The following is a 20,062-nucleotide window of genomic DNA, read 5'->3' as shown; positions in this document are numbered from 1 at the left end:
ATGGCGGAAGCAGCTTTGAAACGTGGTCCTGGCCGCGGCCGATTCGTCACCTTCGAGGGTGGCGAGGGCGCCGGAAAATCGACGCAGATCAAGATGCTGGCGGACCATCTGCAGAAAGAGGGTGTGCGCCTGGTGCTGACCCGCGAGCCCGGGGGATCGCCGGGCGCGGAGATCATGCGCCACCTCGTGCTGTCGGGCATGGGCAAGCTGCTGGGCCCGGAGGCCGAGACGCTGCTGTTCGCGGCCGCGCGGGACGACCATGTCCGCAACGTGATTCTGCCGGCGCTGAACCAGGGCAGCTGGGTGCTGTGCGATCGCTTCTTCGATTCGACCCGGGCCTACCAGGGCAGCCAGGGGAAGGTCGCGCCGGACGTGCTCAATGCGATGCAGCGGGTCACGATCGGCGACCTCAAGCCGGATCTGACCCTCATCCTCGATGTTCCCGTCGAGATCGGTCTGCAGCGTGCCGGGGCGCGGCGCGGCGCCGGAACCCCGGACCGGTTCGAAGGCGAAGACATCAAGTTCCACAAGGGACTGCGCGACGCCTTTCACAAGATCGCCGCCGAGGATCCCCGGCGCTGCGTGCTGATCGACGCTACGGCGAGCGCGGAAACGGTCTCGCAGCTCGTTTGGGACGCCGTGCGCGAACGCCTGTTCACGGAAGTGGCGGCGGCGTCATGAGCGCACGCAAGGTCGAGCCGGAGATCGCGGTCCGCCATCCACGCGAAACCACCGCCTTGTTCGGGCATCGCGACGCCGAGGCGGCGCTGCTGTCCGCCTACCGCAGCGGACGGATGGCGCATGCCTGGCTGATCGGCGGCCCACAAGGCATCGGCAAGGCCACCTTGGCCTACCGCATGGCGCGCTTCGTGCTGGCCCACCGCGATCCCACCACCGCCGAGGTGCGCGCCGCCGATTCGTTGTACGTCGACGCGGAGGACCACGTCGCGCGCCTGATCGCCTCCGAGGCTCATGGCGGGCTGCTCACCTTGGAGCGCTCGGCCAACGACAAGGGCGTGCTGCGCACCGTCATCACCGTGGACGAGACCCGCGAGACGATCTCGTTCTTCGGCTCGACGGCGGCGGTCGAGGGTTGGCGGGTGTGCATCGTCGACACCGTCGACGAGCTCAATCCGAACGCCGCCAACGCGCTGCTCAAGATCCTCGAGGAGCCGCCGCAGCAGTCGCTGTTCCTGCTGGTCAGCCACGCACCGGCGCGGGTGCTCGCCACCATCAAGTCGCGCTGCCGCCGGCTGGCGCTGCGGGCGTTGTCCACCGACGACGTCGTCAGCGCCGCGGCCGAGGCCAACGGAATGGACGGAGCCGATCCGGCGCTGCGCGAGGCCGCCAGGGCCTCCGAGGGCAGCGTCGCCCGGACCCTCATGCTGTTGGGCGGCGACGGGCTGCAGCTGCAGACCCGGACCGCGGCGCTGCTCGCGAGCCTGCCTCGGATCGACCCGGGCGAGCTGCATGCCCTGGGCGATGCGCTCGGCACCAGCGACCGCGTCGCGCTGGCGAGCTTCCTCGACAGCATCGAGCGCTGGGTGGCGGAGCGGCTGCGGGCCGCAGATCCAAACGCGGAACTGCCGCGCCTTGCACGGCTGGCGGAGGTATGGGAAAAGATCGTCCGCGCCGCGCGCGACACCGAATCCTATAATCTGGAGCGAAAACCGCTGGTTTTCTCGGTGTTCGGGATGCTCGCCGAAGCCACGCGGTAACCGCGCCGACCATCATCCCGGGATCATCAGGATCAATCCGTCGACCGACGTCGTCAAAGAGGAATCTGCCGTGGCGAAGGCCAGCAAGACAAGCGTGAAGAAGGGCAAGCCCGCGAGCAAGAGCGGCGCGAAGAAGGCTGCCGCCAAGGGGCCTGCGAAGGGCAAGGCCAGCGCCGCCAAGGCGAAGGCGGCGAAGGACAAGGACGCCAAGAAAAAGACCGCCAAATCCAAGACGGCGCCCGCGAAAGCCAAGAGCAAAGCCCCGGCGGCGAGCGCGGCCAAGAAAGCGTCGAAGAGCGCCGCCAAGAAAGCGGTCAAGAAAGCTGTGAAGGCTCCGGCCAAGAAGGCCGTGGCAAAGCCCGCCACAGCGCCGGTCAAGAAGACGGCCGCCAAGCCCGCGGCAGCAACGAACAAGCCTTCGGCCGCGAGAAAGCCCGCCGCTCCGAAACAGCCGGCTGCACCGAAGAAGGTCGCGCCGGCCATCGTTGAAGCGCCGAAGCCGCCACGCGCCGCGAAGCCGAAGGCACCCCGCAAGCCGAAGGTCGAGGCCGTGGTCGTCGAGATCGACGAGATCGACGAGATCGTAGCGCAGGTCGCGGTAGCTCCCGTCGACAAGAACACCTTCTACGTCACGACAGCGATCGCCTATCCCAACGGCAACCCGCATATCGGCCACGCCTATGAGGCGATCGCGACCGACGCCATCGCGCGCTTTGCGCGGCTCGACGGCAAGGACGTGTACTTCCTGACCGGCACCGACGAGCACGGTCTGAAGATGGTGCAGACCGCGCAGAACGAGGGCATGACGCCGTCCGAACTCGCGACCCGCAATGCCGGCCGGTTCCGCGAGATGGACGAGCGGCTGAACGTCTCGTTCGACCGCTTCATCCGCACCACCGAGCCCGCGCATCATCGCTCCGTCCAGGCGATCTGGAACCGCATGCGCGAGAATGGCGACATCTATGCCGACAGCTATGCGGGCTGGTACTCGGTACGCGACGAGGCCTATTACGCCGAGGATGAGACCGTCGTCGGCGAGGACAACGTCCGCCGCGGACCGCAGGGCACGCCGGTGGAGTGGGTCGAGGAGAAGAGCTATTTCTTCCGGCTGTCGGCCTATCAGGACAGACTGCTCGCTCTCTATGAGAGCCAGCCCGATTTCATCGGGCCGGATGCGCGCCGCAACGAGATCATCAGCTTCGTCAGGGGCGGGTTGAAGGACCTGTCGATCTCGCGCACCACCTTCGACTGGGGCGTCCGTGTGCCTCACGACGACGAGCACGTGATGTATGTCTGGGTCGACGCGCTGACCAACTACATCACCGGCGTCGGCTTTCCCGACGAGAGCGATGCGAACTGGAAATACTGGCCTGCCGACGTGCACGTCATCGGCAAGGACATCATCCGCTTCCATGCGGTGTACTGGCCGGCGTTCCTGATGTCGGCGGGCGTGCCCGTGCCGAAGCGGGTCTATGCCCACGGCTTCCTGTTCAACAGGGGCGAGAAGATGTCGAAATCGGTCGGCAACGTCGTCGATCCGTTCAATCTTGCCGACCAGTATGGCGTCGACCAGCTGCGCTATTTCTTCCTGCGCGAAGTGCCGTTCGGCCAGGACGGCAACTACAATCACGAGGCGATCGTCGCGCGCATCAACGCCGATCTCGCCAACGACCTCGGCAACCTCGCACAGCGCTCGCTGTCGATGATCGCAAAGCAGCTCGGCGGCGTGCTGCCGGAGCCCGGCGAGTTCTCGGCCAATGACAAGGCGATCCTGGCGGAGGCCGATGCGATGATCGGCGCGGCGCGCAAGGCCATGGCGACGCAGCAGATCCACCAATGGCTGAATGCCGTGTGGTCGGTGGTCGCGGAGGCCAACCGCTATTTCGCGGGCGAGGCGCCGTGGGCGCTGGCCAAGACCGATCCGAAGCGCCAGCACACCGTGCTCTACGTCACCGCCGAGGTGATCCGGCAGGTCGCGATCCTGACCCAGCCGGTGATGCCCCAGGCGTCGGCAAAGCTGCTCGACAGCCTCGGCATCCCCGAGGGTGAGCGGACCTTCGCGCGGCTCGGCGGCGAGGTCCGGATTGCGGCTGGCACGCAGCTGCCGCCGCCGCAGGCGGTGTTCCCGCGCTACATCGAGCCGACGGCGGCGTGATGCTGGTCGACAGCCATTGCCATCTGGATTTTCCGGATTTCGCAGAAGATCTGGATTCCATCGTCGCGCGTGCCGCCGCCGCCGGCGTCGGCCGCCTGGTGACGATCTCGACCCGGGTGCGCAGGCTGCCCGAGCTGCTGGCGATCGCCGAGCGGTTCGACAACGTGTTCTGCTCGGTCGGCACCCATCCGCACAATGCGGATGAGGAGGACGGCATCGCGGCCGAGGAACTGATCGCGCTGACCAGGCACCCGAAGGTGGTCGCGCTCGGCGAGGCCGGGCTCGACAATTTCTACGACCACGGCTCCAAGGACGCCCAGGAACGCGGCTTCCGCGCCCACATCGCAGCAGCGCGCGCGACCGGCCTGCCGCTGGTGATCCACACCCGCGAAGCGGACGAGCAGTGCAGCCGCATCCTCGAGGAGGAGATGGCGCGCGGACCTTTCCAGGCCGTGCTGCATTGCTACACCGGCGGGCGTGAGCTGGCGATGAAGGCGATCGACCTCGGACTGCACATCTCGTTCACGGGCATCGTGACGTTCAAGAAGTCGGACGCACTTCGCGCGCTGGCCGCCGAGGTGCCGGCCGACCGCATCATGGTCGAGACCGACGCGCCGTATCTCGCGCCCGGCAAGTTCCGCGGCAAGCGCAACGAGCCGGCCTACGTCGTCGAGACGGCGAAGGTGCTGGCGGAAACCCGCGGCGTCTCGTTCGAGGAATTCTCGCGCCAGACCACCGAGACCTTCTTCAAGCTGTTCTCCAAGGTGCCGCGGCCAAAGGAGGCTGCATGACGCTGACGCTCACCATCCTCGGCTGCGGCTCCTCGGCCGGCGTGCCGCGCCCGGCGCTGGGGTGGGGCGCCTGCGATCCCAACAACCCGAAGAACCGCCGCAGGCGCTGCTCGCTTCTGGCTGAGCGCCGCGGAGCCCATGGCGTCACGCGGGTCGTGATCGACACGTCGCCGGATCTGCGCGAGCAGTTGATCGACACCAACGTCGATCACATCGACGCGGTATTCCTGACGCACGAGCATGCTGACCAGACCCATGGCATCGACGATCTGCGCTCGGTGGTGATGCATCAGCGCCGGCGCATTCCGGTCTACCTGAACCAGTCGACCGCGAAAGACATCATGCACCGGTTCTCCTATTGCTTCATCTCGCCACCGGGAAGCGACTATCCGCCGATCCTGACCCAGCACGCGATCGAGGCGGGCGAGACCCAGGCGGTGGAAGGCAAGGGCGGCGAGCTGAAGCTGACGGCGTTCCTGGTCCAGCACGGCAATATCCCCGCGCTCGGCTATCGCATCGGCGATGCCGCCTACACGCCGGACCTCAACGACATCCCCGAGGAGAGCTGGGGCGCGCTGGAGGATCTCGACCTCTGGATCGTCGACGGCCTGCGCCCTGCCTCGCATCCGAGCCATTTCTCGGTCAACGACGCTCTCGCCTGGATCGAGCGCTTCAAGCCGAAGCGCGCCGTCATCACCAACATGACCGCCGATCTTGACTACGAGGTGCTGCGCCAGAGCCTGCCGGCGGGCGTGGTGCCGGCCTATGACGGGATGCGGCTGGAGGTCGGGTAGGGCGATCGTCCGTCGGCCAAGGCCGTCATTGAGAAAAGCCGAAGGCGACGAAGCAATCCAGAGTCGTCGGAATGCTTCTGGATTGCCTCGCTTCGCTCGCAATGACCTTCATGCGCGGCCGGCTGCGATGGCCACCGCGTTTGAAGTTCAGCCGACGTCCAAAAACACGGAGACGCTGCCATGCTGTCGCTGTTCTTCGAGGTCGAGGTCAAGCCGGGCCGCCTCGACCAGTATCTGCAACTCGCCGCGGCGCTGCGGCCCGAGCTCGATGCGCTCGGCGGCTGCCTGTTCCTCGACCGCTTCCGGAGCCTGTCGCGCGACAATCTGATCCTGTCCTACCAGATCTGGCAGGACGAGGGCGCCATGACCGCCTGGCGCGTCCATGCCCATCATCACGACATCCAGACCCTCGGCCGCGACAAGGTGTTCTCGGACTACCGCCTGCGTATCGCCGAGTTGGCCCACGAGGTAAAGCCAGGGCAGGCGGCCTGGCAGCCGGAGCGGCGAGGCACCTACAATGATCCGAAGCGGCGTGCGCCGACCTATGTGCTGGCCGTCGAGACGGCGGCCCCGCAATTGAGCGGCGTGAAGGACCTGCCGGTCGCGAGCTTCTCCAGCGTCTACCGGGAAGGACGCTTCGCGCATCTCGTCGAATTGCCGAACGAGCCGACCGGCGTCGCACTGAGCACGCAGCTGCTCGCCGAACCCGGCGCCGACAACATCCGCGTCGTCGAAGTCACCCGCGACTACGGCATGTACGACCGCCGCGAGGCGCCGCAATACTATCCGGAGAAGAGCAGGGGCTCTTGATCATTTTCGTCATTGCGAGCGCAGTGCGTAGCGCGGATTAGCGGAGCGCAATCCGCCATTCTGGCGTCAAGGACGGCGGGTTACGCGCCGAGGCGCTAACCCGCCCTACTCATGGGCACCTACGCCGAGATCGCCTTGGCCGAGTTCACCTCGTTGCGCAGCAGGAATTTCTGGATCTTGCCCGTCGACGTCTTCGGGATCGGGCCGAACACCACCACCTTCGGCGTCTTGAATCCGGACATGTGGCTGCGGCAATAGGCGATGATCTCCGCTTCCGTCGCCTGCGCGCCGTCCTTCAGCTCGATGAAGGCGCAAGGCACCTCGCCCCATTTCGGATCGGGCTTGGCGACGACGGCGGCGAACAGCACGGCAGGGTGCTTGTAGAGGATGTCCTCGACCTCGACCGAGGAGATGTTCTCGCCGCCGGAGATGATGATGTCCTTGGAGCGGTCCTTGATGATGACGTAGCCGTGCTCGTCGAGCACGCCGAGGTCGCCGGTGTGGAACCAACCACCGGCAAAGGCTTCCTGCGTCGCCTTCTCGTTCTTGAGATAGCCCTTCATGACGATGTTGCCGCGGAACATCACCTCGCCGATGGTCTCGCCGTCGCGCGGCACCTCCTGCATCGTCTCCGGATTGAGCACGGTGACGGCTTCCTGCAGCGGATAGGGCACGCCCTGGCGCCGCTTCAGCCGCGCGCGCTCAGGCGCCGGCAGGTCGTCCCAGCCGGGCTGCTCGGCGCAGACCGAGGCGGGGCCGTAGACCTCGGTCAGGCCGTAGACATGGGTCAGCTTGATGCCGATGCTCTCGGCACCTTCGAGCACGGCGACCGGCGGCGCGGCGCCCGCGATCAGCCCCACCACCGGCTTGTCGCGCTTGCCCTTGGGCGCGTCGGGCGCGTTGATCAGGACGTTGTAGACGATCGGCGCGCCGCACATATGCGTCACGCCGTGGGTCTTGATCAGCTCGAAGATCCTGGTCGGCTCGACCTTGCGCAGGCAGACATTGACGCCGGCCGCAGCGGCCATGGTCCAGGGGAAGCACCAGCCGTTGCAGTGGAACATCGGCAGGGTCCAGAGATAGACCGGATGCTGGCCGAGCCCGCCGGCGAGGATGTTGCTGACGGCGTTGAGGTACGCGCCGCGGTGATGGGTGACGACGCCCTTGGGATTGCCCGTCGTGCCAGACGTATAGCTCATCGCGATCGCGTCCCATTCGTCGGTGGGACGGCGCGGCTCGAAGCTGGGATCGCCCGAGGCGACGGCTGCTTCGTACTCGATCTCGCCGATGCGGCTACCGCCGGCATAGGAGGCGTCGTCGACGTCGATCACGAACGGCTTTGCGCCGCTCATCAGCTTGAGCGCCTCGCTGATCACGCCGGAGAATTCCGGATCGACCAGGATGATCTTGGCCTGGCCGTGGTCGAGCTGAAACGCGATCGAGGACGCATCGAGCCGGATGTTGAGCGTGTTGAGCACGGCGCCGGCCATCGGCACGGCAAAATGCGCCTCATTCATCGCGGGGATGTTCGGCAGCATCGCCGCCACGGTGTCGCCGACCCCGATGCCGCGGCCCGCGAGGTACGACGCGAAGCGCCGGCAGCGGTCATAGGTCTGGCGCCAGGTGAAGCTGCGGCCTTCATAGACCGTGCTGACGTGGTCGGGATAGACGGCCGCGCTGCGCGCCAGGAAGCTGAGCGGGGTCAGCGGCACGTAGTTGGCCGGCGTCTTGTCCAGACCGAGCTGATACTGGTTCGTGCTCATCACCACCCTCCCTCGTCATCTGAAGAGTCTACAGGAACCCGATCGAAATCCACGGAAAAATCGCAACGATGACGAGGCCGATGAGAAGCGCCAGCAGGTAGCCCCAGATCGGGCGGATGCCCTTCGCGGGATCGACCCGGCCGATCGCGCAGGCGGCGTAATATCCGACCCCGAACGGCGGTGCGAACAGACCAATTCCCATCGCCAGGATGATCACCATGGCATAATGCACCTCGTGCACGCCGACGGCACGCGCGATCGGAAACAGCAGCGGGCCGAACAGCACGATCGCCGGAATGCCCTCGAGCACGCTGCCCAGGATCGTGAAGGCGACGATCGAGACCGCGATGAACGTCGCCGGGCCGCCCGGCAGCCCGGTCATGGCCGCCGCCAGCGCCCGCGAGAAGCCGGACTGCGTCAGGCCCCAGGCCATGCCGGTCGCCGTCCCGATGATCAGCAGGATGGCGCCGGACAGCGCCGCCGTCTCGATCAGCATCGGCATCAGGCGGCGCCAGTCGAAACGGCGATAGACCAGCAGGCCCGCCAGCACGCCATAGACGATGCCGATGGTCGAGACCTCCGTCGCCGTCGCGACGCCCTCGACGACGGCAGCGCGGATCACGAAGGGCAGGGCCAGGGCAGGGAGCGAGACGATGAAGGCCTTGCCGATCTCGGCTCCGGTCGCGCGGCGGACACCGCTCATGTCCTCGTTGCGGTAACGCCACCACACCAGCGCGCACAGCGTGATCGCCAGCACCACGCCCGGCAGCAGGCCGCCGGTGAACAGCGCCGCAATCGACACGCCAGTGACGGAGCCGATCGTGATCAGAACCAGGCTCGGCGGAATGGTCTCGGTCTGTGCGCCGGTGGCGGCGAGCAGGGCGACGAGATCGCCGGGCTTGGCGCCGCGCGCCTTCATCTCCGGAAACAGCACCGGCGCGACCGCCGCCATGTCGGCCGCCTTGGCGCCGGAAATGCCCGAGACGAGATACATCGCGCCGACCAGCACGTAATGTAGCCCGCCGCGGACGTGACCCAAGAGGCTCGCCAGGAACGCGACCATGGCGCGGGCCATGCCGGTCATTTCGATCAGCAGGCCGAGAAAGACGAACAGCGGCACCGACAGCAGGATGAGATGGCTCATGCCCTCGTCCATGCGCCCGACCAGCACCATCAGCGGCGTGCGCGTCGTCAGCGCCAGATAACCGAAGATCGCGAGCCCGAAGGCGAACGCGATCGGCACGCCCGCGAAGACGCACAAGCCGACCACGCCGACGAAGAAGATCACGAGGTTGATGTTGCCGAGCGGCTTCAGCAGCGGCTGTGCCACCCAGAACAGCGCGATGACGGCTGCGACGGAGACGACGGCCAGCAGCATCGTCCTGACGCTGGCCGTGCGGGCGAGACGGATGAGGGCGAACAGCGCCATCAGTCCGATGCCGACCGGCAGCGCGGCGGCGCGCCAGATGTTTTCGATCTGCAGCGCCGGCGTCGTGATGAAGCTTTCCTCGTAAGCGTACTCCCAGGACGGCCAGGCGATCATGACAAGGAACGCCAGCGCCGCGGCAGTGGCGACCAGATCGAGATAGGCGCGCAAGCCGGGGCTGGCGCGCGCCACCATTGCCGTCATCCGCATGTGCTCGCCGCGGCGGAACGCAACCGCAGCGCCGAGCATCGCGAGCCACAGGAACAGGATCGAGGCCAGCTCGTCCGACCAGATCAGCGGCCGGTGCAGGACGTAGCGCGCCACGACGCCCGCGAACAGGATGACGATCTCGGCCACGACCAGCAGCGCGGCTGGGATCTCGACCAGGAGACCCAGCAAGGCATCCAAGCCATCGAGCCAGGACCGGCGGCGAGGGATCTCGATGACCACCTCGCTGATCGCAATTTCCGTGAACTCGGCATGCGCCATGACGTCACCCGAACGCGTCTACGTCATTCTTGTTTTGAGCATGATCGTTTCGGAAAGCCGGTCCCACGTTTCCGGATCACGCTCGAGGTTACGACAGCTTGCCGACGGCCTTTTCCAGCAGCGCCCAGGCCTCGTCGCCATACTTGCCCTTCCACTCGGCATAGAAGCCGGCGGTACGCAGCTTGTCGCGGAACGGCGCGACGTTGGGCTGATTGAAGGTCAGGCCCTTCGACGCGAGCTCTGCTTGCAGGCCGGCATTGAGCTTGGCGACGTCCTCACGCTCCTTCACGGCGGCCGCGTTGATGTGCTTGGCGACGATCGCGCGCATGTCGGCCGGCACGGCCTCCCAGGCGCGGCGGTTCGCCAGGAACCAGAAGCCGTCCCACATGTGGTTGGTCAGCGAGCAGTATTTCTGTACCTCGTAGAGCTTGGCGGTCGAGATGATCGCCAGCGGGTTTTCCTGGCCCTCGACCACCTTGGTCTGCAGCGCCGAATAGACCTCGCTGAAATTGATCGAGGCGGGCGCGGCCTCGAACGCCTTGAACATCGAGGTCCACAGCGGCGACACCGGCACGCGGATCTTGAAGCCCTTGAGGTCGTCGGGCCCATTGATCGGCTTGGTCGACGACGTCGTCTGACGGAAGCCGTTGTCCCAGATCTTGTCCATGACCACGAGGCCGGCCTTGTTGATCTGGCCGCGCACGTAGGCGCCGAGATCGCCGTCCATGGCCTTCCAGACCGTGTCGTAGTCCGGGAACGCGAAGCCGATGCCGTTGATCGACGCGGCCGGCACCAGGGTCGCCAGGATCAGGCCGGACAGCGTGAAGAACTCGACGCCGCCGGAGCGGATCTGGCTCAGCATGTCCGTGTCGGAACCGAGCTGGTTGTTCGGGAAGATCTGCAGGTCGAACTTGCCGGCGGTCTCGGCCTTGATCGCCGCCGCCATCTCCTTGGCGCGGACGTTGAGCGGATGGGAGTCGGGCAGGTTGTTGGCGTATTTGTAGGTGAACTCGGCGCTCTGCGCGCGCGCCACATGCGGCACTGCGACGGTGCCAATTCCACCCAGTACGGCTGTCGCCGCGGAGGCCTTCAACAGCGCGCGTCGTGACAGGCTCATTCTCGTTTCTCCCTGGAGAAGCTTCTTCTTGTTGCATCGCGCCGCCGCACGCATCGCCAGACGAATCCAGCGACATCAGCGACGTCATCTGCGCTTATTGCAGCGATGGGCCGCAGCAGCAATATCGGCGTTCGCAGCAGGTCATGCGCAGCGCGAGTCTCGGCCACGGCGAACGCCCGTCAGCTCGGGCTGGCCGGGGGTTCTGAAGGGCCCGCGGCTGCCGCAAATTCGAGGATTTGGCGCCAAGTCATTGAACTCTCTACGCATATAAATATTCCATAATATACCTTATGCGAATTGGCCATGGACGGTGGAAGCCGCACATCGGCCCGCCCAGCGCACGTCGGCGCCTGTGCGAAATCGCCCCCGCCTCGTCACCCCGCAGTCTTCGTTTGGTCAAAGCCCAGAGGTCAAAACCGCATCCTTCAGGATTGGGCACGGGCGTATCGTGAATGGGATCCGAAGACATGCCAGTTCAGTCGACGTCGAAGGAAGTTGATCCGGGTGATGTCGCGCTGCCGCCTGACGACGCTGTCTGCGAGGAGATCTATCAGCGGGTGCTGGCCGAGGTGCGCGCACGTATCGATCAGCGGATCGCCGACATCGAGGCCCAGGCCGCTGCTGATGCGGTCGAGGCTGTCGAACCCGCTGCGGGCAGCGAGCACGTGGAAACGCCTCCTCCGCCCCGGCGCCGGCCCGTATTGCGGGCCATGATCACGCTGATGGCCTCGGCCGGGCTCATCGGCGCTGCCATCACCCTGGCGCGGGACCATACCGAGACCATCACCTCCGTCACCGACCGGATCGAAGCGGCGGTTCAATCCATCCGGCGTGAGAACGCTCAGGCGGCGAATCCGCCGGTGGCACTGGAGACGGCGGCGAACGGATCGAGTGCGGCCGAGACGGCCCCTGCCTCACCATCACCAGCCGTTTCACCAACACCGGAGACGTCATCATCGACCTCAACGCGCGCCAGCGATCCATCCTCCGCGATGGCGGAGGCTACGCCGGAGCATGACGTGCCGTCTGCTCCCGACCGGGACGTCGCGCCGCTGATCGACAAGATCGCGCATGACTTGGCCGAACTGCAGAGCGGGTTTCAGGAGTTCAAGTCCGGCCAGGAACAGGCCAACCGCGATCACGCCAGGGCGATCGAACAGCTGCAGGCCAGCCAGGACCAGCTCGCACGCGCGTTCCGCGCAGCGAAGACCGAGCCGACGACCGTCGGCGCCGCGGCGCGCCTCGCGCCCCGGCCGCCACAGGCGCGCCCGCCTCGTTTCCCGTAGCTCCGAACTCATGAGAGATCCGGGCAGGGAGCAGGGATGTCCCTGCTCCCTGCCCCCGTCCCTCACAGATAGTTCGCCGCGGCTTCGGCCTCGAACCGATCCGGCGGGCCTTCCCAGACGATCTTGGCATGATCCAGCACGTAGACGCGGTCGGCGTGCGGGAGCGCGAAGGTGACGTTCTGTTCGCCGAGCAGCACCGTGATCTTGGTGGTCTCGCGCAGTCGATCGAGCGCCTTCGACAACGTCTCTAGGATCACCGGCGCAAGTCCGAGCGTCGGCTCGTCGAGGATCAGGAGCTTCGGCTTCATCATCAGTGCGCGCGCGATCGCCAGCATCTGCTGCTCGCCGCCGGACAGCGTGCGCGCCAGCTGCGGCTGCCGCGACTTGAGGATCGGAAACAGACCGAACAGCCATTCGAGCCGCTCGGCACGCTCGGCGTCGGACAGCGCATTGCCGCCGAGCTCTAGATTTTCGCGCACGCTCATGTCGCCGAACAATTCGCGCGTTTCCGGACACTGCACGATGCCTGAGCGGGCGATCTGCGCCGCCGTGCCGCCGGCAAGGCTGCGCCCTGCCCACTTCACGTCGCCCGAATACGGCACCAGGCCCGAGATCGCGTTGAACAGCGTCGTCTTGCCGGCGCCGTTGAGGCCGACGACCGAGACGAACTCGCCCTCATGGACGTGCAGCGAAACGTCCTGCAGCGCCTGCGCCTTGCCGTAGAGCACGCCGACCTTGTCGACCTGCAGCGCCGGCGTGACGTCCTTGAAGCTGGCCTCCGGCCGCGCGGTCGAGACCAGCGCGCCGCCGAGATAGACCCGGCGGACGGTCTCGTCCTGCATAACCTCGGTCGCCCTGCCCTCGGCGATCTTCTCGCCGAGATACATCGCCAGCACGCGGTCGACCAGCGCCGACACGCTCTTGACGTTGTGGTCGACCAGCAGCACCGCGTGGCCGTCGTCGCGGAATTCGCGGATGAGCTCGGAGAAGTCGGCGACCTCGGACGCCGTGAGGCCGGCGAAAGGCTCGTCGACCAGCACCAGCTTCGGGCTGCGCGCGACAGCCTTGGCGAGCTCGAGCCGGCGCAGGTCGGCAAATGCCAGCGTCGGCGGCCGCCGGTCGATGACGCTGCCGAGGCCGACGCGCTCGGCGATCGCGCGTGCGCGCGCATCGACGTCCTTGTCGGCGAACAGCCGCGTCAGCTTGTCCGGCAGCAGCGCGACCTTGATGTTCTCCAGCACGGTCTGGCGCGCCAGCGGCCGCGAATGCTGGAACACCAGCCCCACGCCCATGCGCGCGATGCGGTGCGACGGCAGGCCGGCGAGCTCGATGCCGTCGAGCCTGACCGAGCCCGCGGTCGGCCGCTCGACGCCCATGACGCTCTTCATTGCGGTCGACTTCCCCGAGCCGTTCGGCCCAATCAGGCCGAGGATCTCGCCGGGATGGATCGAGAAGCTGAGATTCTTGACGGCGACGAGGCCGCCGAAGCGCTTGGTGAGGCCGCTGACTTCCAGCATCGGAGCGCTGCTCATGCCTTGCGTCATGCCTTGGCCCCTCCCCTGATCATGCCGAGGAAGCCGTCGGGGAAGAACAGGATGACCACGAGCGCGATCACCGAGACGATCAGGGTTGCGAGCTCGCCGAGCGGCCGCAGCAGCTCGCCCATGCCGATCAGGAAGATCGCGCCGATCGCGGCGCCGATGACGGTGCGGCGGCCGCCGAGCACCGCGGCGATGATGATCTGCACGCCGACGCCGACATCGACAAAGGTCGAGACCGAGGCCGTGCCCATGTAGAACACCATCAGTGCGCCGGCGAGCCCGGAGAAGAACGCGCTGACGACGAAGGCGGCGAGCTTGTGCTTGGTGACATTGAAGCCGAGTGCGCCGGCCTGGATCTTGTCCTGCCCGCTCGCCTGCAGGATCAGCCCGATGGCGCTGCGCGACAAGCCGAACAGGATCGCACCGCTCACCAGCATGAAGCCTAGCGCGATCCAGTAGTTGGTCTTGGCATCGATCGAGATCACGTCCGGCACGGCGAGGCCGATCTCGCCGCCGGTCAGCCCCGCGGCGACGACGATGAAGTTCTGCAGCATCAGCACGGCGACCAGCGTCGTCAGGCCGAAATACGGCCCGCTGACGCGCAGCGCCGGCAGCGCCAGCACGACGCCGCCGACGACCGCCGCCAGGGCGCCGGCGGCGATGCACAGCCAGATCGACAGGCCCGGCGAGAAGTGCGCATCGAGAATGCCGGCCGTATAGGCGCCGACGCCGATCAGGAAGGTCGGTCCGAAATTGACCTCGCCAGCGAAGCCGAACAGCAGGTCCCAGGACATCGCGAACACGGCCGTGTAGTACGCGACCGTCAGCAGCCCGAGGACGTAGCCTGAGACGTAGGTCGGGAGGACAAGAGCCACGATCACGGTCAGGAGCGCGATCCAGAACAGCCGCGACGTAACGAATGCAGGCATGCTCACCTCCGTCCGAACAGCCCTTGCGGGCGCAGATACATGACGACGACGAGCAGCAGCAGCGCCGGGATCGTCCGGTAGGCCGGCGAGATCAGATAGGCCGTTCCGGTCTCGAGATAGCCCACCACATAGGCCGCGATCAGGGAGCCCGACACGCTGCCGAGGCCGCCGAGCACCACGATCGAGAACGCGCTCGCCGTCAGCGGCCCGACGCTGTAGGAGCTGACCCCCAAGAACATGCCGAGCAGGATGCCGGCCACCCCCGCCAGCAGGCCGTAGATGGCCCAGACGGTGAGGTAGATCGACGATAGTTCGATGCCCAGCAAGGTGACGCCGCGCGGATTCATCGACGCCGCCATGACAGCCTTGCCGCGCCTGGTGCGGTTGACCAGGAACCACAACAGCCCGATGGCGACCCAGCAGATCACGGCGGTGAAGTATTCGTTGCGTGGCGTGCGCACGCCGAACACCGTGGTGACGCCCTCGACGATCGGCAGCACGGTCTTGGCATTGTTGGTGAAGAAATATGCGATCGCCTCCTGGATGATGATGCCCCACAGCAGCGTCGCGGTCAGGATGAAGATCTCCTTCTCCGATTCAGCAATCACCTTGGAGCGCTGGATCGGCCTGACGGCGATGAAGTAGGTGGCGAAGGCCAAAATGAAGCCGGCGAGGATTCCGATCAGCGCGCCGGTGTAGGGCCCGACACCGAATTCGCTGGCGGCAGCCCAGGCTGCAACCGCGGCGCCGACCATGATGGCGCCGTGGGAAAGGTTGAGCACGCCCGAGACACCGAAGATCAGCGTGAAGCCGGTCGCGCCGAGGGCATACAGCGCGCTGATGGCAAAGCCATCGATCAAGATCTGCCAGAAAAGCATTGAAAATCGACCTGCAACGTCAGACTGAGGCACCAAGAAAATGGGCCGCTCCTTGAAGGAGCGGCCCGCGATGCGTCAGTTGCTGGCCGCCTTGAGCTTGATGAAGGACGGCCAGGTGGCGGTGCCGGCGGCGAGCTCCTTGGGCCAGACGTTGACCTGCTTGCCGTTCTGCCATTGCAGCATCAGCCCGGTGATGTAGCCCTTTCCGGTCCGCAGCGCGTGCGGGTTCGGGTCGCCCTTCGGCTTGAAGGCGATGCGGCCGATCGTCCCGACATAGTCGGTCGCTTCCATCGCCTCGACCATCTTGTCGGGATCGGTGCCGCCGGCCCGATGGATCGCATCCGCGATCATGTAGACGTCGTCATAGGAGGTGTAGCCGGCATAGGACGGGAAGTTTCCGAACTTCTTCTGATAGGCCTCCACGAACGGCAGCGTCTTCGGCGTCACCGCGACGCCCGGTCCCGACACGGCATTGTACATGACGCCCTCGACGGCGCCGTTGGTGTCTTTCCAGAAGGTCGAGTTGGTCGCCTGCGAGGAAATGCCGAACATCGGGATCGGCACCTGCTGGCTCTTCCACTGCACGGTCGGCTGGGTGCCGACATGCGAGATGCCGGTGATCATGACGTCCGGCTTCAGGCCCTCGATCTTGTTGAAGATCGGCGTGAAGTCGGTGGTGTCAGGCGACATGCGGATGTGGTCGACGACCTTGAGCCCGATCTCCGGCAGGCATTTCTCGTAGCCGGCGTCGAGCGGCGTCGTCCACGCCGCGTCCTCGCTCATGATCACCGCGGTCTTCATCTTGTAGGGCTCGACCAGCAGGTCCTTGGCCGCGTCGCAGACGAGGCCGGCCAACGAGGTCGAGGTCAGATAGCCGTGGAAGGTGTATTTGAGCTGGTCGTAGTTCTTGGCGATGTTCTGCGTGATGACGTCGGACGCTGCACCGGGCGTGATCATCAGCGTCTTGAGGCGCCCTGCCCACGGCTCCAGCGCCAGCACGACCTCGGAGATGTAGCTCGCAATGACCGCGTTGACCTTGTCCTCGCTGACGGCGCGCTGGAAGGCCCGCACCGATTCCGCCGAGGAGGAGTGATTGTCGTAGACGACGATCTCGATCTTGCGCCCGTCGATGCCGCCCTTGGCGTTGATCTCCTCGGCGGCCAATTGCGCTGCGGGTGCGATCGACGAGCCGGCGACGGCCTGTGCCTCGGAGATGACACCGATCCTGATCGGGTCTGCGGCCGAGGCGGCCGAGGAGACGAGCGCAGTTGCGCAGCTCGCAAGCAAGATGGACTTGAGCGAAATCATGAAACCTCCCGAATCCTTATGCCTCTGACGGGCAGGCTCGACTTTGGTCTCCCATATGCCAGTGAGCAAGGGAACATCCGAGACGTGCTCTGCGCTCAGCGCATTGTGATAGCGCGCCGCGCTCATGGCTCACGGTATGTCTTACAGGACTGCATGGTTCCTGCGCGCCGCCCAAATATATCCGCTGCATTGCAGCAGCGGCTATTCCGAGTTGAAGAGGGCCACGTCCTTACGACGAGGCGATCCCTTACGACGGGGCGATTCCTTACGACGAGACGGTGCCCTTTGACCTACATGAAGCTTCTCGACTGAAGCGGCAACCTCAACTCAACCAAACTGACGCACGTGCCCAAGCATCTCGTGCACGTCGTAGGTCATGACGGCGAGAAGCGCCGCGAGCGCGAGATAAGTCCCGGCATATTCGAGCTTCGTCTGCAGCGTCGTGCCATAATAGGCGACGTTCTCGGGCGCGCCGGGATCGTAGCGCCAGGCCTTCATCAGTTGCGGGGCTGCGAGGATGGCGATGATGATCAGCATCGGGCTCGGCCGATAGAGCATCAAGGCCAGCAGCATGGGAACGCCAAGCAGCCAGATGCGCGGACTCAGCACGCTGGTGACGCGGCCGCCGTCCAGCGGCGAGATCGGCAGCAGGTTGAACAGGTTGAGGAACAGGCCGAAATAGGCGATCGCAAGCAGCAGATTGCTGTCGTCCGATCGCGCCCACAGATAGACCGCAAGCGCGGCCGCGGTCCCGACTAGCGGACCGGCGAGTGCCACATAGGCCTCCGTCTCGACGTCGACCGGCTGCTCCTTGAGCGCGATCCAGGCGCCGACGAACGGGATGAAGGCGGGAGCGCCGACGTCGAGGCCGCGCTGACGTGCGGCGACGTAGTGTCCCATCTCATGGGCAAACAGGAGCGCAATGAAGCCGGCCGCATAGCGCCAGCCCCAGATGCCGGCATAGACGACCAGCGACAGCAGCATCGTGCCGCCGCTCATGGCGAGCTTCCCCCATTTCAGGCCGGAGAACAGGATCAGCAGGAGAGCCTTCACGTCGGCCCGCCCGCGTTGTCGCCGCGCGGCTTGCGGCGCAGGAAGTTCATGACAGCGGCCCCGGCGCCGACGACGGCGAAGATGATGATCTTGGCGAACTTCAGGACGAACGCACCGGCCAGCGCCAGCAGCCCGAGCTTCTTCGCGGCAACGCCGCCGACCAGCGCCAGCAATCCATATTCGGCGATCCGATCCGTGCTGGCGCTGAAGTCCTCATAACGCTTGCCGGCATTGTAGGAGAGATCGGACAGCAGCTCGTGCGCCACCGCCTTGTCGCCCGCGATCCGCTCCGAGCCGGACAGGAGGTTCAGGCTGAAATAGCCGTCACGCCCGAGTGCGTAGGTGTTGTAGTTGACGTTCTTCGGCGCATCGTCGGGCTGGCCCTTCTCCTTGGCGAGCAGCGACCAGACGAGACGATGCGTCGTGGCGTCGTAGGCCGGCGGCTCGACCCAGCCGACCACGGCCATTTCCGGAAATCCGCGCGCCGCACGGTCCTTGTTCGCCTCGTCGGCGCCGGCGCGAAGGTTGCTCAGCAGATCGTCCGCGTTCCAGCTCTTGGCGTCGTCGTCTTTGATGTAGCCTTCCTTGATGTGCTTGATCACCACCATCCAGTCGTCGTTCTGGCGTCTGCCGACGACCAGCCCGACGAAGGTCGCGTCGTTGACGACGTTGCCGAGCGCGCGAAGGACCCGCAGGCCTTCGTTCTTCGGGACGTAGAAGTAGTCGGCCGGCAGCTTCAGCGTGCCCTGGTCGATCAGCACGATGTCGCTTGGTCCGTCGGTGCCCGCTTGGCTCGCCGCCTGCCAGGCCGCCATCAGTTCAGCCTTGCGCGTGGCCTCATCCAGAGGCACGGCCTGCGCGTGAGCGGACAGGACGACGAACGCTGCGCACAACATTGCGCGCGCAATGACAATCAAGCTTTGCACCGGCCCCAATCCCCCCAAGAACATCGGTCGGATAGTACCTCGAAGGCTCGGCAGCGCGCAACAAGAGGGCGATTCAGGCCTCTCGAAGCGATCGACTGGCGCTGCAGCGAGGGAGAGATGGTCCGAAAAGGCCCCCTCCTCGTCACGACGCTGTCTTGCTTTCGGCCAAAGCGGCGGGTCGAGTCACGTTTGAAAATTCAAAGAGAACATCGGCGTCGGCGGCGGGCCAAGGGTTTGGGGATCAGCAATGCAGTCCACACAGAACGTGCAACAGATTGATCAGAGCGAGATCGGCCTCGCCCCTGGGAAGCCCGAGAAGACAAGCTATGATCAACTGTACCGGCGGGTCCTGCGTGAGGTGCTGACCCGAATCGATACGCGGCTCGCGGCGATCGAGAGGCCCGGCGTGGCGGCGGATGCCGCGGCGGCAGCGAGCACGAGCGGGGCGGCAGACGCCGGGGCCAGCCGCTGGGCGCGGATGAAGGCACCGCTCGGCAGGCTGCGCGGGCGCAACGCCGTGGGTCTCGCTCTGCTGGTCGTGCTGGTCGGTGGCTCGGTCGCCTGGTCGCAGCGCGACGCCGGCACCTCGCTGATGGACCGTTGGATGCCGGGCGCCAGCGAAGCTCCGCAGGACGAGGCGTCAGCCCAGCAGGGTAGCGAGGATGCCATGATGTCGAATGCCTCGCTGAGGGGAGCGGAAGACACCACCGGCCCCCGCGAGCCCGCGACGTTGATGCAGAGGATGGCGCGTGACATCGCCGATCTGCAGCAGGGCATCGAACAGATCAAGTCGACGCAGGATCAGGCCAGCCGCGATCACACCCGCGCCATCGAGCAGCTACAAGCCGGCCAGGATCAGCTGATGCGTCTGGTGTCACGAATGTCCAACCAGTCGGTGCAGGCACGCGGCACGGTGCCCCCAGGCCCGCCCCAGCAGATCATCGTGACGCCGCAGCAGCGGACCACCACGGGAATGGCCCGGCCGCAGCCGGCGCAGCCGCAGGGCTCGACGTTCGGGACACTCTTTACCCGCAACACCTCGGGCATTCAGCCGCCGATGCCGCGTTGATGGTGTGAT

17 protein-coding genes are annotated in these 20,062 nt (G+C 66.0%); 8 read left to right on the top strand and 9 right to left on the bottom strand.

The window, feature by feature from the left end:
- The 6 genes from tmk (at nucleotide 1) to ACQR13_RS21525 (ending at nucleotide 6,268) form a co-directional block, all read left to right on the top strand.
- Nucleotides 1–681, top strand: a complete 681-nt coding sequence (gene tmk, locus ACQR13_RS21550) for a dTMP kinase (protein ID WP_315827617.1) — start codon at nucleotides 1–3, stop codon at nucleotides 679–681.
- On the top strand, nucleotides 678–1,718 hold the full coding sequence (locus tag ACQR13_RS21545) for a DNA polymerase III subunit delta' (protein ID WP_434863216.1): 1,041 nt from the start codon (nucleotides 678–680) through the stop codon (nucleotides 1,716–1,718). Before tmk ends, ACQR13_RS21545 begins: the two co-directional genes overlap by 4 nt.
- A 70-nt stretch (nucleotides 1,719–1,788) precedes the next feature.
- The gene (gene metG, locus ACQR13_RS21540; protein WP_434863215.1) at nucleotides 1,789–3,873 is read left to right on the top strand and encodes a methionine--tRNA ligase; all 2,085 of its coding nucleotides are present in this window, start codon (nucleotides 1,789–1,791) and stop codon (nucleotides 3,871–3,873) included.
- Nucleotides 3,873–4,664: a TatD family hydrolase gene (locus ACQR13_RS21535; RefSeq protein WP_434863214.1), complete on the top strand. Its 792-nt coding sequence runs from the start codon at nucleotides 3,873–3,875 to the stop codon at nucleotides 4,662–4,664. The genes metG and ACQR13_RS21535 overlap by 1 nt, the downstream gene beginning before the upstream one ends.
- Nucleotides 4,661–5,458 (top strand): MBL fold metallo-hydrolase, encoded by a 798-nt coding sequence (locus ACQR13_RS21530; RefSeq protein WP_316172039.1) that lies wholly within the window; start codon nucleotides 4,661–4,663, stop codon nucleotides 5,456–5,458. Before ACQR13_RS21535 ends, ACQR13_RS21530 begins: the two co-directional genes overlap by 4 nt.
- Nucleotides 5,459–5,638: 180 nt before the next feature.
- On the top strand, nucleotides 5,639–6,268 hold the full coding sequence (locus ACQR13_RS21525; protein WP_316172038.1) for an antibiotic biosynthesis monooxygenase family protein: 630 nt from the start codon (nucleotides 5,639–5,641) through the stop codon (nucleotides 6,266–6,268).
- A gap of 119 nt (nucleotides 6,269–6,387) precedes the next feature.
- On the opposite strand, the gene ACQR13_RS21520 is transcribed toward ACQR13_RS21525, so the two are convergent.
- From ACQR13_RS21520 to ACQR13_RS21510, 3 genes are all read right to left on the bottom strand, one after another.
- Entirely contained in the window at nucleotides 6,388–8,031 is a 1,644-nt protein-coding gene (locus tag ACQR13_RS21520; protein ID WP_316172037.1) for an acyl-CoA synthetase, read from the bottom strand.
- Between the two features lie 28 nt (nucleotides 8,032–8,059).
- A complete protein-coding gene (locus ACQR13_RS21515) occupies nucleotides 8,060–9,946 on the bottom strand; it encodes a TRAP transporter large permease (protein ID WP_316172036.1) in 1,887 nt (628 codons plus the stop codon).
- Between the two features lie 88 nt (nucleotides 9,947–10,034).
- Nucleotides 10,035–11,063: a TRAP transporter substrate-binding protein gene (locus ACQR13_RS21510; RefSeq protein WP_315711928.1), complete on the bottom strand. Its 1,029-nt coding sequence runs from the start codon at nucleotides 11,061–11,063 to the stop codon at nucleotides 10,035–10,037.
- A gap of 557 nt (nucleotides 11,064–11,620) precedes the next feature.
- On the opposite strand from ACQR13_RS21510, the gene ACQR13_RS21505 reads away from it, so the two are divergent.
- Nucleotides 11,621–12,349, top strand: a complete 729-nt coding sequence (locus ACQR13_RS21505) for a hypothetical protein (protein ID WP_434863213.1) — start codon at nucleotides 11,621–11,623, stop codon at nucleotides 12,347–12,349.
- Between the two features lie 62 nt (nucleotides 12,350–12,411).
- On the opposite strand, the gene ACQR13_RS21500 is transcribed toward ACQR13_RS21505, so the two are convergent.
- The 6 genes from ACQR13_RS21500 to ACQR13_RS21475 all read right to left on the bottom strand — a co-directional run bounded on the left by ACQR13_RS21500 (nucleotide 12,412) and on the right by ACQR13_RS21475 (nucleotide 18,909).
- Nucleotides 12,412–13,881, bottom strand: coding sequence for an ATP-binding cassette domain-containing protein (locus tag ACQR13_RS21500; RefSeq protein WP_316167984.1), 1,470 nt, complete (start codon nucleotides 13,879–13,881; stop codon nucleotides 12,412–12,414).
- Between the two features lie 8 nt (nucleotides 13,882–13,889).
- Entirely contained in the window at nucleotides 13,890–14,819 is a 930-nt protein-coding gene (locus tag ACQR13_RS21495) for a branched-chain amino acid ABC transporter permease (protein ID WP_431335318.1), read from the bottom strand.
- Nucleotides 14,820–14,821: 2 nt separating this feature from the next.
- Nucleotides 14,822–15,697 carry a branched-chain amino acid ABC transporter permease gene (locus tag ACQR13_RS21490; RefSeq protein ID WP_316167986.1) on the bottom strand — a complete coding sequence of 292 codons (876 nt, stop codon included), beginning with the start codon at nucleotides 15,695–15,697 and terminating at the stop codon, nucleotides 14,822–14,824.
- A gap of 75 nt (nucleotides 15,698–15,772) precedes the next feature.
- Nucleotides 15,773–17,005, bottom strand: a complete 1,233-nt coding sequence (locus tag ACQR13_RS21485; protein WP_434863212.1) for an ABC transporter substrate-binding protein — start codon at nucleotides 17,003–17,005, stop codon at nucleotides 15,773–15,775.
- A 327-nt stretch (nucleotides 17,006–17,332) separates the two neighbouring features.
- Entirely contained in the window at nucleotides 17,333–18,058 is a 726-nt protein-coding gene (locus tag ACQR13_RS21480) for a site-2 protease family protein (RefSeq protein ID WP_434863211.1), read from the bottom strand.
- Nucleotides 18,055–18,909 carry a DUF2167 domain-containing protein gene (locus tag ACQR13_RS21475; protein WP_315711920.1) on the bottom strand — a complete coding sequence of 285 codons (855 nt, stop codon included), beginning with the start codon at nucleotides 18,907–18,909 and terminating at the stop codon, nucleotides 18,055–18,057. The genes ACQR13_RS21480 and ACQR13_RS21475 overlap by 4 nt, the downstream gene beginning before the upstream one ends.
- A 322-nt stretch (nucleotides 18,910–19,231) precedes the next feature.
- Here ACQR13_RS21475 and ACQR13_RS21470 point away from each other — a divergent pair, with 322 nt between their 5' ends.
- The gene (locus ACQR13_RS21470; RefSeq protein WP_315711919.1) at nucleotides 19,232–20,053 is read left to right on the top strand and encodes a hypothetical protein; all 822 of its coding nucleotides are present in this window, start codon (nucleotides 19,232–19,234) and stop codon (nucleotides 20,051–20,053) included.
- Nucleotides 20,054–20,062: the final 9 nt, after the last annotated feature.

It is taken from the genome of Bradyrhizobium sp. HKCCYLRH3059 (genome assembly GCF_051168035.1).
Lineage (GTDB): Bacteria > Pseudomonadota > Alphaproteobacteria > Rhizobiales > Xanthobacteraceae > Bradyrhizobium.
Note: the sequence above shows the minus strand (reverse complement) of the source record. Positions and strands in the feature narration are given on the sequence as shown.

Bases quoted from the DNA above. Each gene is read 5' to 3' on its own strand.
- tmk (WP_315827617.1), top strand. From the start codon at position 1: ATGGCGGAAGCAGCTTTGAAACGTGGTCCTGGCCGCGGCCGATTCGTC.
- ACQR13_RS21545 (WP_434863216.1), top strand. From the start codon at position 678: ATGAGCGCACGCAAGGTCGAGCCGGAGATCGCGGTCCGCCATCCACGC.
- ACQR13_RS21535 (WP_434863214.1), top strand. From the start codon at position 3,873: ATGCTGGTCGACAGCCATTGCCATCTGGATTTTCCGGATTTCGCAGAA.
- ACQR13_RS21530 (WP_316172039.1), top strand. From the start codon at position 4,661: ATGACGCTGACGCTCACCATCCTCGGCTGCGGCTCCTCGGCCGGCGTG.
- ACQR13_RS21525 (WP_316172038.1), top strand. From the start codon at position 5,639: ATGCTGTCGCTGTTCTTCGAGGTCGAGGTCAAGCCGGGCCGCCTCGAC.
- ACQR13_RS21520 (WP_316172037.1), bottom strand. From the start codon at position 8,031: ATGAGCACGAACCAGTATCAGCTCGGTCTGGACAAGACGCCGGCCAAC.
- ACQR13_RS21515 (WP_316172036.1), bottom strand. From the start codon at position 9,946: ATGGCGCATGCCGAGTTCACGGAAATTGCGATCAGCGAGGTGGTCATC.
- ACQR13_RS21510 (WP_315711928.1), bottom strand. From the start codon at position 11,063: ATGAGCCTGTCACGACGCGCGCTGTTGAAGGCCTCCGCGGCGACAGCC.
- ACQR13_RS21500 (WP_316167984.1), bottom strand. From the start codon at position 13,881: ATGAGCAGCGCTCCGATGCTGGAAGTCAGCGGCCTCACCAAGCGCTTC.
- ACQR13_RS21495 (WP_431335318.1), bottom strand. From the start codon at position 14,819: ATGCCTGCATTCGTTACGTCGCGGCTGTTCTGGATCGCGCTCCTGACC.
- ACQR13_RS21490 (WP_316167986.1), bottom strand. From the start codon at position 15,697: ATGCTTTTCTGGCAGATCTTGATCGATGGCTTTGCCATCAGCGCGCTG.
- ACQR13_RS21485 (WP_434863212.1), bottom strand. From the start codon at position 17,005: ATGATTTCGCTCAAGTCCATCTTGCTTGCGAGCTGCGCAACTGCGCTC.
- ACQR13_RS21470 (WP_315711919.1), top strand. From the start codon at position 19,232: ATGCAGTCCACACAGAACGTGCAACAGATTGATCAGAGCGAGATCGGC.